The organism is Alteripontixanthobacter muriae, from assembly GCF_013336795.1.
In the GTDB taxonomy this organism is placed as follows: domain Bacteria; phylum Pseudomonadota; class Alphaproteobacteria; order Sphingomonadales; family Sphingomonadaceae; genus Pseudopontixanthobacter; species Pseudopontixanthobacter muriae.
The window spans coordinates 59,947-73,416 of record NZ_JAAFZT010000005.1 but is presented as its reverse complement, the minus strand read 5'-3'; the positions used below and the strand labels follow the sequence as shown (position 1 = coordinate 73,416).

General features: G+C 61.4%; 13 protein-coding genes and 1 tRNA gene. 2 read left to right on the top strand and 12 right to left on the bottom strand.

All coding sequences use genetic code 11. The features are described 5' to 3' along the window. Positions 1 to 224 precede the first annotated feature (224 nt). From G7A66_RS01815 to G7A66_RS01790, 6 genes are all read right to left on the bottom strand, one after another. Positions 225 to 300, bottom strand: a tRNA-Lys gene (locus tag G7A66_RS01815). Positions 301 to 413: 113 nt separating this feature from the next. Further along, the gene (rodA, locus tag G7A66_RS01810) at positions 414 to 1,532 is read right to left on the bottom strand and encodes a rod shape-determining protein RodA (RefSeq protein WP_174294000.1); all 1,119 of its coding nucleotides are present in this window, start codon (positions 1,530 to 1,532) and stop codon (positions 414 to 416) included. Beyond that, positions 1,520 to 3,616: a penicillin-binding protein 2 gene (gene mrdA / locus G7A66_RS01805; RefSeq protein WP_174293999.1), complete on the bottom strand. Its 2,097-nt coding sequence runs from the start codon at positions 3,614 to 3,616 to the stop codon at positions 1,520 to 1,522. Before mrdA ends, rodA begins: the two co-directional genes overlap by 13 nt. After that, a complete protein-coding gene (mreD, locus tag G7A66_RS01800) occupies positions 3,613 to 4,170 on the bottom strand; it encodes a rod shape-determining protein MreD (protein WP_174293998.1) in 558 nt (185 codons plus the stop codon). The genes mrdA and mreD overlap by 4 nt, the downstream gene beginning before the upstream one ends. Next, the gene (gene mreC, locus G7A66_RS01795; RefSeq protein ID WP_174293997.1) at positions 4,167 to 5,132 is read right to left on the bottom strand and encodes a rod shape-determining protein MreC; all 966 of its coding nucleotides are present in this window, start codon (positions 5,130 to 5,132) and stop codon (positions 4,167 to 4,169) included. The genes mreD and mreC overlap by 4 nt, the downstream gene beginning before the upstream one ends. Before the next feature lie 12 nt (positions 5,133 to 5,144). Next, positions 5,145 to 6,188: a rod shape-determining protein gene (locus G7A66_RS01790; protein WP_174293996.1), complete on the bottom strand. Its 1,044-nt coding sequence runs from the start codon at positions 6,186 to 6,188 to the stop codon at positions 5,145 to 5,147. A 190-nt stretch (positions 6,189 to 6,378) separates the two neighbouring features. Between G7A66_RS01790 and mutL the strand changes: the two genes are divergently transcribed. Next, positions 6,379 to 8,247: a DNA mismatch repair endonuclease MutL gene (gene mutL / locus G7A66_RS01785; protein WP_174293995.1), complete on the top strand. Its 1,869-nt coding sequence runs from the start codon at positions 6,379 to 6,381 to the stop codon at positions 8,245 to 8,247. Between the two features lie 149 nt (positions 8,248 to 8,396). Continuing rightward, positions 8,397 to 8,864: a hypothetical protein gene (locus G7A66_RS01780; RefSeq protein WP_174293994.1), complete on the top strand. Its 468-nt coding sequence runs from the start codon at positions 8,397 to 8,399 to the stop codon at positions 8,862 to 8,864. Positions 8,865 to 8,880: 16 nt separating this feature from the next. Here the strand turns inward: G7A66_RS01780 and G7A66_RS01775 are convergent, their stop codons facing one another. From G7A66_RS01775 to G7A66_RS01750, 6 genes are all read right to left on the bottom strand, one after another. Then, a complete protein-coding gene (locus G7A66_RS01775; protein WP_174293993.1) occupies positions 8,881 to 9,339 on the bottom strand; it encodes a MaoC family dehydratase in 459 nt (152 codons plus the stop codon). Positions 9,340 to 9,413: 74 nt separating this feature from the next. Beyond that, positions 9,414 to 10,220: a DUF1206 domain-containing protein gene (locus G7A66_RS01770; RefSeq protein WP_174293992.1), complete on the bottom strand. Its 807-nt coding sequence runs from the start codon at positions 10,218 to 10,220 to the stop codon at positions 9,414 to 9,416. An 88-nt stretch (positions 10,221 to 10,308) separates the two neighbouring features. After that, positions 10,309 to 11,409: a redox-regulated ATPase YchF gene (gene ychF / locus G7A66_RS01765; RefSeq protein WP_174293991.1), complete on the bottom strand. Its 1,101-nt coding sequence runs from the start codon at positions 11,407 to 11,409 to the stop codon at positions 10,309 to 10,311. A 108-nt stretch (positions 11,410 to 11,517) separates the two neighbouring features. Further along, entirely contained in the window at positions 11,518 to 11,679 is a 162-nt protein-coding gene (locus G7A66_RS01760; RefSeq protein WP_174293990.1) for a PEP-CTERM sorting domain-containing protein, read from the bottom strand. Between the two features lie 200 nt (positions 11,680 to 11,879). Then, positions 11,880 to 12,458, bottom strand: a complete 579-nt coding sequence (pth, locus tag G7A66_RS01755) for an aminoacyl-tRNA hydrolase (protein ID WP_174293989.1) — start codon at positions 12,456 to 12,458, stop codon at positions 11,880 to 11,882. Between the two features lie 127 nt (positions 12,459 to 12,585). Further along, on the bottom strand, positions 12,586 to 13,290 hold the full coding sequence (locus tag G7A66_RS01750) for a 50S ribosomal protein L25/general stress protein Ctc (protein WP_174293988.1): 705 nt from the start codon (positions 13,288 to 13,290) through the stop codon (positions 12,586 to 12,588). Positions 13,291 to 13,470: the final 180 nt, after the last annotated feature.

Here is a 13,470-nt window from a genome sequence, read left to right as displayed (position 1 = left end):
TTCCGAGAAGCCGGGTTTTCTTCCGTTCCAGTTAGTGCATCAATTATGAAGCGTATCGCGGGCGCGCAGTCTCACCAGACGCCATCCTATAGGTCCGCGCGTTCGCTCAAAGGTGAGAAACAGGCGCGGCCGCAGGGCCAGACCTGGAAAGGCATGCTCAAAAACGCGAAAGTGGAGGAGGCCATCCCCAGGTGCCGCAGGATCTTGTACATCGAAGACGAAAATGGTGGACGCACTTGGGTTCGAACCAAGGACCCGCTGATTAAGAGTCAGCTGCTCTACCAACTGAGCTATGCGTCCACGAGATTGCCTGCGCCTTGCAGCGGATGGGCGAATCAGGCCCGTCGCCGGGCAGGCGCTGCATATAACGCGGCGATTGCATGATGGAAGGGGTGGTGCGGTATTTTTTCGCTTCAGCTCGAAAAGGTTCGCCCGCGCTGGCCATGGTTCCACCGGTTGATCATCATCAAGGCGCCGATGCAGAGCATGTTGGTGAGCATCGACGAACCACCGTGGCTCATGAAGGGCAGGGGGATGCCCACGACCGGAGCAAGGCCCATCACCATCATCAGATTAATGACGACATAGAAGAAGATCGTGGCGACCATTCCTGCCGCCAGCAGGGATGCGAAGCGGTCGGTCGATCGGCGTGCCACCCGCAGGCCCCATCCCAGGATCAGCACGAATATGCCGATCACGACAAGGCCGCCGATCAGGCCCCACTCCTCGGCCATTGTCGAAAACACGAAGTCGGTATGCGGTTCGGGTAAGTAGTTCAAATGGCTCTGCGAACCTTCGTTGAAGCCTTTACCGCTCAGGCCCCCCGATCCGATCGCGATCTTGGATTGCGTGATGTGATATCCCGAGCCAAGCGGGTCGCTTTCAGGATCGAGGAAAGTAAAGACCCGGCGCTGCTGATATTCCTGTAACCCGAAGAAGAAGGCCAGCGGCGCTGCAATTGCTGCGCCAACCGCACCCAGTACGAACCAGCGCAAGGGCAGGCCGGCCAGAAACATAACCACTACGCCTCCGAATACCAGCGCCAGCGATGTGCCGAGATCAGGCTGCAACAACACCAGGCAGACCGGCGCCGCCAGCAGCAATCCGGCGGGCACGATGGCTCGCCATGTGCCGGTCATGCCGGGCGGGAGCGTGTCGTAGAAGCGCGCAAGCGCCAGCACGATGGCGGGTTTCATGAGTTCCGACGGCTGCAGAACGATAAATCCGAGGTTGAGCCAGCGCTGGCTGCCTCCGCCGATCGCACCGATCGCTTCCACGGCAATGAGGAGGATTAGGACGACGGCATAGATAGGATAGGCAAGAAATTTGACCCATTCGCGGGTAAACCGGGTCATGATCGCAGCCATCACCAGGAACACTGCGAAACGGATCAGGTGCGATTGCGCATAAGGCTGCATGCTGCCGCCGGCTGCGGAATAGAGCACCGCCGCACCGAAAGCGATCAGCGTGACCAGCGGGAACAGCATCATCCAGGGCTGCCGCGCTACCGGTGCTGGAATTACCGAACCCATGTCGTGGGTGCTGCAGGTGTGACGACCGTGCCCGGCGGCGGTCCGGCAGAGCCCTCCTCGTCCACCGGTTCGGGCCGGGGAGTCGCGGGCCTGTTCGCCAGTGCGGCAGGCCGCTCGGCAGCCGCGCGTGCCTCTGCATCGACACGGGCGAATATGTCGGCCTCGCGGCGCGGCACGGGTTCGACGCTTTCGCCTGCAGCCGCAGCATAGGCCGAATATTTGGAATTGAGCCGCTGCTGCGCCGTGCCGCCCCACTCCTTTTCAAGCGCAGTAAGTGCATCCAGCCCCTTCTGAGGGTCGAACATGAATGTGACCACGTCACGGGCGATCGGATAGGCGGCACCAGAACCCCCGCCATGTTCGATAACGACCGCGCCTGCGTAGCGCGGGTTGTCGAAGGGCGCGAAGAAGATGAACAGCCCGTGGTCGCGATATTTCCAGTCACCCGTCTTGCCGTCGCTTCGGCTTAGGCTGACGACCTGCGCGGTGCCGGTCTTGCCGGCCATGTTCACCCCTTCGATCGGGATGCGCGCGCGCCCGGCGGTGCCCGGCCCATTTACCACGTCGGACATCGCGTTCTGAATAATCCGTACGTTCTCGGGACTGAAGTTCATCGAAGCCGGCGTCGGATCGTTCGGATTGATGATGAGGCGCGGCATCAGCTTGCTGCCTGTCGCAAGGCGCGACGCCATGACGGCAAGCTGCAGCGGGCTGGCCAGCATGTACCCTTGGCCGATCGTCGCATTCACCGTATCGAAGGGCTGCCATTCCCTCTCATACTTGCGCATCTTCCACGCCGGGTCGGGCACGGTCCCGTAGAACTGGCTGGTAACTGGCAGCGGGAATTCCTGACCCATTCCGCAGCGCTTCGCCATCGGCGCGATCACATCCATGCCGAGCTGCTGCGCAAAGTGATAGAAGTAGACGTCGCAGCTCTGGTAGATGCCCTTGGCCATATCGACAGTGCCATGACCGCCGCGTTTCCAGCAGCGGAAGACCCGGTTCCCGACCCTGAGGCCGCCGCCGCAATATACGCTTGCGGCAGGATCGAGCCCTGCTTCCAGGAACGCCATCGAAACCATCGGCTTCACCGTCGAACCCGGCGGGTAAAGGCCTTTCAGCACCTTGTTGCGAAGGGGAACGCGCTCATCCTCGCGCAGCATGGAATATTCCACGCTGCCAATGCCATCGGAAAAGCTGTTGGGATCGAAGCTGGGCATGGAGGACATGCAGAGCAGATCGCCCGTCTTGCAGTCCATCACCACCACGGAACCAGATTCCAGCCCCAGACGCCGCGCTGCGTAGTCCTGCAGCGGCCCATCGATGGTCGTGCGAACCGGATTGCCCTGCACATCCTCGCGCGTGGCGAGATCGCGAACGATGCGTCCCGCCGCGGTAACCTCAACTCGCCGAGCGCCCGGAACCCCGCGCAAGCGCTGTTCGAATTGCTTCTCGAGCCCGTCCTTGCCGATCTTGTACCCCGGGGTAATCAGGATTGGATTGTTTTCTTCCTCATACTCCTCGGCCGAAGCTGGACCGACATAGCCGATCAGATGACCAACCGCGGGGCCGGTGGGATAATAACGGGAGAAACCGCGCTGCGGAACCACGCCCGGAAAGTCCGGCAGGCGCACGCTGACGGCGGCGAACTGGTCGTAATCCAGGCCGCTTGCAACCTCCACCGGCTGGTAATTCCGCGCTGTGGCAACCTTCGACTTTACATCCGCCACCCGCGCCGGATCGAGGGCGAGGAGTTCGGCCAACTGGTCTATCGTACCTTCGGGGTCAGCCATGCGCTCGGGTATGACATCAACGCGAAAATCGGCCCTGTTGGATGCCAGAGGTGCATTGTTCCGGTCGAGTATCCAGCCACGGCGCGGCGGGATCAGGCTGAGATTGACGCGGTTGCTCTCCGCCTCGAGTTCGTACTTCTCGTTTTCCGCAATGGCGATATAGCCCATCCGCCCTGCGAGCAGCAACGCAAACCCGCTCTGGACGGCGCCCAGGGCGAAAGTCCGCCGGTCGAACCGATTCTGCAATATTGATGAGGAAATTACTTCCCTGCCGCGCTTTCCGAAAATCATCGCACCGACCGTACGCGCAGCAGTCTGAACCTATCCAGTCTGGCGACCAGGCGGGCGACCAGCGGGAAGACGAGGATCGATAGCACATATTGGGGGATGAGGACGATCGCGACGGATAGCTCAATGTCCGCCCCGCTGAAAACGGCTGCAAACACCAGATAGGCGCCGACCAGCAGCGTGGCGACGAGCCAGTCCTGATAGAAGCTGCGCCAGGGAAAGCGCGTCTCGATGCCCTCCACGACCAGCATGGTCACAGACCAGAGGAATACCGCGCTGCCAAAAGGCTGTCCGCTGAACAGATCGTCGAAGAGGCCAAGCGGGAAGCCCGCCCACATCGGCAACAGGCCGGGCCGGACGAGACGCCAGGCGATAAGAAACAGAAACCCCATGGGCGGGATGAGCGGAATGGCAGAGGCCATGGGGATGAGGGGGAGGAGCGATCCGATCAGGATGGTCAACCACGGCACCGAATAGGCAAGCAGCGGCGAATGGTCGCGATTGATGCGGCTTCCATACGCATCCCGCCGGGAACGAGGGTTGAGCCGCGCGATCATTCCGGTTCTGCTGCAGCGTTCTCCGCTGTCGCTCCTTCAATCGGAGTTTCCGCGTCCTGCATGAGTTCTTCGTTCTCGCTAAGCGCTTCGTCGGGTGCTGTTCGCGCCCCGATCAAGGCAGCCGGTTGCCAGATCGGCTCCACGGATACGAAATCCGTCGCCGCAGGGTCGCTGATGATGCGTGCGATCCCGCCATCTTCGGTTTTCTCGCTCAACACCGCGACCGCGATGCCGGGGCGGTAATATCCACCGGCTCCGCTGGTGACGAAGACATCGCCGATTTTCAGGGGATTGATGCCGAGATTGATCAGGCGGATGCGCAGGCGTCCATCTCCGCGCCCTTCAGCAAAGGCTACGGTCTCGTCCTGCGCGCGGCGCACGGGCAGGACGCTCTCGCTATCCGTCAGCAGCAGCACGCGAGAGGAATTGCGCGCCACTTCCAGCACGCGCCCGACGACGCCGCGCGGCGATCTTACGGGCATGCCGACCGTCACGCCGTCATTGGAACCTGCCGCCAGATAGGCGAAGCGTCTCGTGCTCGCAGCGGTGGAGGCGACGAGGCGTGCCACGGCGACAGGCCGGACTTCGTCCTCCTGCAACCGAAGCAGGCCCTTCAATCGGCGGTTTTCCTGTTTCACCGCCGCCGCTTCCGAAAGCCGGATGCGGGCCAGTTCCATCTCTTCCTTCAGGGCGGCATTCTGCCTTCCGGCGCGCAGATAACCTTGCACGCTTTCGATGAAGCCGAGCGATTCCGCACGGGCCGCGCCGTTCACTTCAGCCGCCGGCGCCGCCACGTCGCTCGCGGCCCCGCGAAGACTGCCGAACAGGGTCGGCTGCCACAGCGACAGGCCCAGCAGCACGGCACCGACCACGGCACCGATGCCGGCGACGACGTAGCCGGTAAACTGACTGAATTGCGCCCTGCGCGAATGCCCCGAGCGCCGTGAGGAAGGCGGCGCCATCCGATTTCCCCTTTATGCTGTCATCAACACGCCGCGATAGATCGGATCTTCCATCGCGCGCCCGGTACCCAGGGCGACACAGGACAGCGGATCTTCCGCGATGCTGACGGGGAGGCCGGTTTCCTCGCGCAGATGCACGTCCAGCCCCGAAATCAATGCGCCGCCGCCGGTGAGCACAATGCCCTGATCAACAATGTCGGCGGCGAGTTCGGGCGCGGTATTTTCCAGGGCGATACGCACGCCTTCGACGATGGCGCCGATCGGTTCGGCCAAAGCTTCAGCGACATGGCCCTGGTTGATAGTGATTTCCTTCGGCACGCCGTTGACGAGGTCGCGACCCTTGATCGTGATCGTTTCGCCCACGCCGTCCTCGGGCATGGTGGCAACGCCGTAGCTCTTCTTGATCCGTTCAGCCGTGCTTTCGCCGATCAGCAGGTTGTGATGACGACGAACATAGGAGACGATCGCTTCGTCCATCTTGTCACCGCCGGTCCGCACCGAAGTGGTGTAGGCGAGACCGCGCAGAGACAGCACGGCGACTTCCGTCGTGCCGCCACCGATATCGACGACCATGGAACCGACGGGCTCGGTCACGGGCATGTCCGCTCCGATCGCCGCCGCCATCGGTTCGAGGATGAGGTAGACCTGGCTGGCACCGGCATTGCTCGCCGCATCGCGAATCGCGCGGCGTTCGACTGAAGTCGATCCCGAGGGCACGCAGATCACGATTTCCGGATATCGGAACAGGCTCTTCTTGCCGTGAACCTTGCGGATGAAATGCTTGATCATTTCCTCGGCAATTTCGATGTCGGCGATCACGCCGTCGCGTAGAGGGCGGATCGCCTCGATCGAATCCGGCGTCTTGCCCATCATCATCTTGGCGTCGTCACCCACGGCCTTGACGCGCTTGATCCCGTTCAGCGTTTCGATGGCAACAACCGACGGTTCGTTGAGGATGATGCCCTGGTCCTGTACATAGACCAGCGTGTTTGCGGTACCGAGGTCGATCGCCATGTTCTGCGAGCCGAATTTCAGAAGATTCGAGAAAAAGCCCATAGGTGCCGAATTTCCGTGATGTTTCGGGCCGGCAGCGCAGCTTCCTGCAGCCGTGACAACCCGTTTGTGACTGGGAGTGGCCTGTCCTTAGCCAATCATCCCCCAAAAAGCTAAAAATTATTACGGACTGCGGAGGATAATTTCACTGTCCGTCTCGAATTGCTGGCGGCTCGTCGCTACAAGCCGCATCATGCCGCAAATTCGCCGACTTCCAGAGGATCTCGTCAACCGCATAGCTGCGGGCGAGGTGGTGGAGCGCCCGGCTTCGGCGCTGAAGGAAGTTGTCGAGAATGCGATCGACGCCGGCGCGACGCGCATCGCGGTGAGCCTGGTGGACGGCGGATTGACCCGCTTCGAAGTTACGGACGATGGCTGCGGCATGGATCGTGACGAGATCGGAATGGCGCTGCAACGTCATGCGACTTCGAAATTGCCGGAAAGCCTCATCGGTGAGCATGGTGCGCTGGAGCAGGTAATCACGCTCGGCTTCAGGGGCGAAGCGCTTCCCTCCATTGCCAGCGTCTCCAGGCTTACTCTGGAAAGCCGCCCGCGTGGTGCAGATTCTGGCTGGCGCAAGGTCGTCGATCACGGCAGCACCGTTGCCGACGAGCCTGCCGCATTGCCACCGGGAACCAGGGTGAGGGTGGAAAACCTGTTCGCCAAGGTGCCCGCGCGGCGCAAGTTCCTGCGCACCGCCCGAAGCGAATATGCGGCTGTGCTCGATGTCGTGCGGCGTCTTGCCATGGCCCGGCCCGACATCGCGTTCACTCTCGATCATGGCGGCCGCAGAACCCTGGCAGTAGGGGAGGGTGAGAGCCTCGAACACCGCGTGTCCGCCATCATCGCGCGCGAGTTGAAGGACAACGGCGTCTCCATCTCGCTCGAGCGCGCCAGTGAAGCAGGCGTGATGCGCCTGACCGGTATTGCCGGGCTGCCGACATTCAACCGCGGGATCGCCGACCAGCAATATCTGTTCGTGAACGGCCGGCCGGTAAAGGACCGACTGCTGACCGGCGCAGTTCGCGGGGCCTATTCCGATATGCTGGCCCGCGACCGCCATGCAGTCCTGGCGCTGTTCCTGGACTTGCCGCCGGAAGAGGTGGACGTAAACGTGCACCCGGCCAAGACGGAAGTGCGTTTTCGCGATGCGCAGGCGGTGCGCGGTTTTATCGTCTCCGGATTGAGATCCGCTCTTTCGACGGGAGACCGGCGAAGCGCGCAATCACCCGATGCGGGGGCGATGGGCCGCTGGCAATCAGAACCGGTAAATGGTGAATGGGGCGCCGGGAAAGCGGGCGGCGAAGAACCGACCGGGCCATACGCTGGGGAAAGGTCGCTGTTTGCTGGCGAAGCGGGTGCCGGGCGGAACAGGGTCGGCGAAGCCGCGCCTGCGTGGCAGGGCGAGGGCACCGAAATGGCAGCCCCCTTGCAGGGCCGCGTGGCCGAAGCAGGTCCCGCGCAGGAAGTTGCGGGTGACTTTCCTCTCGGTATCGCGCGCGGGCAGGTCGCCAATACTTACATCGTTGCCGAAGCTGCGGATGGCCTCGTCCTTGTCGACCAGCATGCGGCGCATGAACGCCTGGTGCTCGAGCGGCTGCGTGCAGCAGGTTCGGGGGCTTCGGTCTCGCGTGCTCAGGCGCTGCTGATGCCCGAGGTCGTTGAAATGGACGAACCGGCCTGCGACAGGCTGGAAGACGCCGCCGGCAAATTGGCGGAGATGGGACTAGCCATCGAAAGGTTCGGTCCGTCCGCCATGCTGGTGCGCAGCGTGCCTCATGCACTTGGCGGATCGGATCCTGCGAAATTGTTGAGCGATATCGACGACGATCTGGCGAAACATGGCGAGGCATTGCTGCTCGGAGAGAAGCTGGACCTTGTGCTTGCCACCATGGCTTGCCACGGGTCGGTCAGGGCAGGGCGCGTATTGAGAACCGAGGAAATGAATGCGCTGCTGCGCGAAATGGAACGCACGCCTCGTTCCGGTCAGTGCAATCATGGCCGGCCCACCTGGGTCAAACTATCGATGGCTGACGTGGAAAAGCTGTTTGGACGTCATTGATTGAATGCAAATAGACGCTTCTGAATTCTTGAAGCCTGAAACGAATTAGGTCGCGAATGCGTTCTGTAACAATGGCGCCATTCGGTGACCCGAAATCTGAATGGATACTCTTCTTGCATCGATCCTCTCTCTGTCTGCTCGCCTCTGCCTTGGCCTCCTGCGCGGATGAACCGACAGCGGCGGAGCGCGAGGCGATCAGCGATGCAAAGATTGCGGCGGTGGAAGCTGCGCAGATCGTGCCTGCAGAAGAACTTGCGCCGCAGCCGATCAGTTATGAGATGGCCTCGCGGGAGGGATTCACCGGAGCAGGGTGCTCCTTCACGCCGGCGGGCAGTGCGGAAGGGCCGGTTCTGGTGACGGGCCCCGATCTGGCCTATATGCGGCTGAACGATCAGACCGTGCAGTTCGCAGCCGACAAGGGCAGCGCGCAGCTTCCGCTGGATAGCTGGTCGAAATACGTCGGCAAGGCGCGGTCCCTCCAACTGGTATTCGACAATTCCGCCGGAATTCCGGGTGAGATCGAGACAGTGCGATTCGACGGCGCATTGCTTAACGTGAGAGATGAAAACGACCGCACGATCTATGAGGCCAATGGCACCGCCGAGTGTGGATCGTGACGCGATGAGGCCGGTGCTAGCCCGCAGCCTCCGGATCGCGGACGCGGATGAGGCCGTTGCTGATCATCTCCATCACGATCTCGCCGTCCTGATTGATGGTGCGACTGCGTGACTTGAACAGGCCGAGATCGGGCTTCGACTTGCTGCGCCGTTTCTCCAGCAATTCCGTTTCGACCCGCAGAACATCACAGGGATACACTGGCTTGATCCATCGCAGATTATCGATGCCCGGTGAGCCGAGGCCAGCCTGCCGAACGTCTGACATATTGTCGACCAGCATCCGCATGGTTATGGCGCAAGTGTGCCATCCACTGGCAGAAAGCCTGCCGAAATGGGTCTGTGCCGCTGCCTCGTCATCAAGGTGAAAGGGCTGCGGATCGTATTGCGAGGCGAAATCGGTCACCTCGTCCCGCGTAACCTCGTACCGGCCGAAGCTCTGGGTTTGGCCGACCTGCAAATCTTCGAAATAGATCATGGCTCGCAACCTTTTTCAGGCGAATTATCTTCAGGCGGGTCAAAAAGGAGGAGGCGCGGTGCCTCCTCCCCTTGTCAAGCGCGGAAGCTGGGGATCTTACCGCCGCTGCTCATGTCCGGGATGATGCGATATCGCGCCAGCACCAGGCTGAAGATACCGAACAGCAACAATCCGATTGCCACCAATGTGAAAATGAACCCGGTTCCCGCCAGCGAAGCGACCGCATCGCCGATGGTCTTCACCTCGTCGGAACCCTGCGACATGAAACCGGCCTGGAACAGGGACCAGCCGATCACGAGATAGACGACGCCGCGCGCGGCAAAGCCCGCGCCGCCGAGCACGCGTGTTGCGTCGGGAGCCCTGCTGCTGATCCGGTGCATGAATTCGCCCGTATATGCTTTCTTGAACTGGAAGATCGCGGTTACGAGAAACGCGATGCCGAGCAGACCCAGGACGATGCCGCCGAGCGAAACCGACAGTACGCCCGAAGCTGCCTCCTGTGCACCGTCACCCGATCCGGACGGTGTTCCGGCAGTGGTTGCGAATTGATACGCACTGTAGGCAAGCGCAAGGTGGCCGATGCCGCTGCCACCATGGCCGACGCGCTTGGCCCAACCCTTCTTGTCCGACCCGTTGTTTTCGATGTCGAAGAAGAGCGAGGCAAACCGGAAGAGGGCGTAGGCTGTGAGGCCGATCACAAGAATCCACAGGATGACCGTCCCTGCAGGAAATTCGTCGATCGCCCGAAACACACCATTCGTGCCTTCGCCGATCTTGCCCGCGCTGGTTAGCGCGATCAGCCCCAGAACGGTATAGAATATCGCTCGGCTGAAATAGCCAATCCGAACGAGCCAATTGAATTTTTCCGACTTGTCGACCATCTGCCCGTCTCCCCTGTATACCTAGGCGTGCAAGTTACGACCACTGAGCGGTCAGGCAACTCGTTTACCGGTTGCCCAGCACCTTAGCCTATACATTGAACTTGAAAAGCAGCACGTCCCCGTCCTGCACAAGATATTCCTTGCCTTCCTGCCTCAGCTTGCCCGCTTCCCGTGCGGCGCTTTCACCGCCCAGGTTGACGAAATCATCAAACGCGATGGTTTCCGCCCGAATGAAGCCACGTTCGAAATCGCTGTGAATTTCGCCTGCGGCCTGCGGCGCCCGCGCGCCTGTGGGGAAAGTCCAGGCGCGGGCTTCCTTCGGACCTGCCGTGAAGAACGTCTGCAGCCCGAGCAGTTGATAACCTGCGCGGATTACCCTCGCCAGACCGGTTTCCGAAAGTCCCATTTCGGCCAGAAACTCGGTCCGCTCTGCCTCGTCCATCCCGACGAGCTCGGCTTCGATTGCCGCTGATACCACGACCGCTTGCGCACCTTCGCGCTTCGCCTTTTCGAACACTTGGGCGGACAAGGGGTTGCCTTCCGCCGCGTCTTCCTCTGCCACGTTGCAGACATAGAGAACGGGCTTGGCTGTCAGAAGCTGGGCCTGAGCGAAGACACGCTCTTCTTCGGTATCGGCAGGTTCCGTGAGCCGTGCCGGCTGCCCGTCTCGCAGCAGATCGAGCGCCTGACCAAGAACCGAGGCCATGACCTTGGCTTCCTTGTCGCCCGATGCAGCCTTTTTCTGGGCTGCGGGGACGCGCTTTTCTAGGCTTTCGAGATCGGCCAGCATCAGTTCGGTTTCAACCACCTCCGCATCCGCGATGGGGTCCACCTTGTTGGCGACGTGCTGAATGTCGTCGTCCTCGAAGCAGCGCAACACATGGACGATCGCATCGACCTCCCGGATGTTGCCGAGGAACTGGTTGCCCAGTCCCTCGCCCTTCGACGCGCCCTTGACCAGGCCTGCGATGTCAACGAATGCCAATTGCGTGGGCACGATCTTGGCCGATTTCGCGATGCGGGCGATGTCGTCCAGCCTGGCATCGGGCACCGCGACCTGCCCGACATTCGGCTCGATGGTGCAGAAGGGGTAATTCGCCGCCTGCGCCGCCTGCGTTTCGGTCAGGGCGTTGAACAGGGTCGATTTGCCGACGTTGGGCAGGCCGACGATTCCGCAACGGAAACCCATGTTGTAACTCCGATATGATGTGTTTGCGCGGGCCTTAGCGGCCGTGCGGCGCGAAAGCCAGCGCCCCGTCGGGCACCGCTGGTCAGATCATGATCGGAGTCTGCGCGATCAGGAGCGACGACGCCTGCGCGTGCTCGCAAAAGCGAGGCCGGCGAGGCCAAGACCCATGAGGCCAAGAATACCAGGCTCCGGAACCTGAGTGGCGCCGCCGCTGGACGAACTGCCTTTTCCGGGCCGGGCAGGGTGATCGCTGGACGGCGGAGATGTCATCGCCAAGGCCGGTGCTGCGATCAGCAGGCCACTGCAAGAACGGTTCCGAACACAATCTTCTTCATGTTTGCCCCTTCGTGAAAATCAAGCTTAGCGTCTTTTGTCGACCTACACGCAAGTGGCGTGCCATGCACGCGAGCAAGCCGCATTCGATGGTTAACGCTGTCCGCGCGGGTTGCGACTTGTAAACTCCGCCGACATCAATCCTCGGCCTGCTGCGTGCGGGAAGCAAGGTCGCTCATGAACCGCGGTGCATCTCCCTTGGCAAGCCAGTGACACTCCGCACCGACTGCGCCCAGCATCGTCACGAGATCGTCCTGTTCTGCCTTCGCATAATTTCCGAGAACATGGCCAGTCACCCGATCCTTGTGCCCGGGGTGACCGATGCCCAGCCGCACCCGCCGGAAATCGGGGCCAAGATGCTGGTCGATCGAACGCAGGCCATTGTGCCCGGCGTGGCCGCCACCCTGTTTGACCTTCACCTTGAAAGGGGCGAGGTCCAGCTCGTCATGGAAGACGGTCAGCGCTTCGATGTCCAGCTTGAAGAAGCGCATCGCTTCAGCGACAGATTGACCGCTCTTGTTCATGAATGTCGCGGGTTTGAGCAAGAGGATCTTTTCGCCGCCGATGCGGCCTTCCTGCGTCCAGCCTGAAAACTTCTTCTGGACGGGCGCAAAGTCGTGGAAGTCGGCAATGACGTCGATCGCCATGAACCCGATATTGTGCCGGTGCAGCGCATATTGCGGTCCGGGATTTCCTAGGCCTGTCCAGATTTGCATGCCGCCCCGATAGCTTCTTTACCGCCGAGAGCAAGCAGCGGCGGTTTCGTGCAAGCGTTCGCCAGCGAAAAGGCCGGCCCAGCATTGCTGCTGAACCGGCCTCTGATTTGCTTGCAGGAAAAAGAGCTTATTCGCTCTTTTCTTCCTGTTCCTTGGCAGCGTCGTCGTCCGGACCCTGTTCGGTCGCAGCGGTGCCACCGGCTTCCATGCCGGCGCCAGTCTGCTCGTCTTCGCCTTCTTCGGCCGTGCCTTCGGCACGCTTCAGGGCAGACGGCGCGACCAGCGTCGCAATGGTGAAGTCACGGTCGGTGATCGCGCTTTGCGAACCGGCCGGCAGTTCGATGGCACTGATGTGGATCGAATCGCCGACTTCCTTGCCGGTCACGTCGATTGAGATCTCGTCGGGGATCTTGTCGGATTCGCAGATCAGATCCAGCTCGTGACGAACGATGTTCAGCACGCCCCCCTTCTTCAGGCCGGGGCTGGCTTCTTCGTTCACGAACACCACCGGAACGGCGACTTCGATCTTGGAATCCTTGGACAGGCGCAGGAAATCGGCATGCACAGGGCGGTCGGTAACCGGGTGAAGCGCCACGTCCTTGGGCAGCGCACGAATGCTCTTTCCGCCAAGCTCGATCATGACGATGGAGTTCATGAAGTGGCCGGTCATCAGCTGACGGACCAGTTCCTTTTCCTCGACGTGGATCGGGGTGGGTTCTTCCTTGCCGCCATAGATGACCGCAGGTATCCGACCTTCACGACGCAGTGAACGGGAGGCTCCCTTGCCAACCCCTTCGCGCGTCTCGGCCGGCAGGTTGAGAGCTTCGCTCATGTCACGTGCCTTTCGAATTGCGTTGAGTTACGTTTTTCCGCCACGCCTCCAGGGATGACCATGGCCAGAAAGCCTGCGCCCTAAGGAGGTGCCGTGCTCAAAGCAAGAAAAATGGCAATCGGCGTATTGCTGGACGGAACGGTAACAGAACGAAAGCTAGGCGAGTTCCCAGAGGATCGG

Excerpts from the sequence above, each read along its gene's own strand:
- mrdA (WP_174293999.1), bottom strand. The coding sequence starts at position 3,616 with ATGATTTTCGGAAAGCGCGGCAGGGAAGTAATTTCCTCATCAATATTG.
- G7A66_RS01770 (WP_174293992.1), bottom strand. The coding sequence starts at position 10,220 with ATGGTCGACAAGTCGGAAAAATTCAATTGGCTCGTTCGGATTGGCTAT.
- ychF (WP_174293991.1), bottom strand. The coding sequence starts at position 11,409 with ATGGGTTTCCGTTGCGGAATCGTCGGCCTGCCCAACGTCGGCAAATCG.
- mreC (WP_174293997.1), bottom strand. The coding sequence starts at position 5,132 with ATGGCGCCGCCTTCCTCACGGCGCTCGGGGCATTCGCGCAGGGCGCAA.
- G7A66_RS01750 (WP_174293988.1), bottom strand. The coding sequence starts at position 13,290 with ATGAGCGAAGCTCTCAACCTGCCGGCCGAGACGCGCGAAGGGGTTGGC.
- G7A66_RS01775 (WP_174293993.1), bottom strand. The coding sequence starts at position 9,339 with ATGATCTATTTCGAAGATTTGCAGGTCGGCCAAACCCAGAGCTTCGGC.
- pth (WP_174293989.1), bottom strand. The coding sequence starts at position 12,458 with ATGCAAATCTGGACAGGCCTAGGAAATCCCGGACCGCAATATGCGCTG.
- rodA (WP_174294000.1), bottom strand. The coding sequence starts at position 1,532 with ATGGGTTCGGTAATTCCAGCACCGGTAGCGCGGCAGCCCTGGATGATG.
- mutL (WP_174293995.1), top strand. The coding sequence starts at position 6,379 with ATGCCGCAAATTCGCCGACTTCCAGAGGATCTCGTCAACCGCATAGCT.
- G7A66_RS01760 (WP_174293990.1), bottom strand. The coding sequence starts at position 11,679 with ATGACATCTCCGCCGTCCAGCGATCACCCTGCCCGGCCCGGAAAAGGC.
- G7A66_RS01790 (WP_174293996.1), bottom strand. The coding sequence starts at position 6,188 with ATGGGCTTTTTCTCGAATCTTCTGAAATTCGGCTCGCAGAACATGGCG.
- mreD (WP_174293998.1), bottom strand. The coding sequence starts at position 4,170 with ATGATCGCGCGGCTCAACCCTCGTTCCCGGCGGGATGCGTATGGAAGC.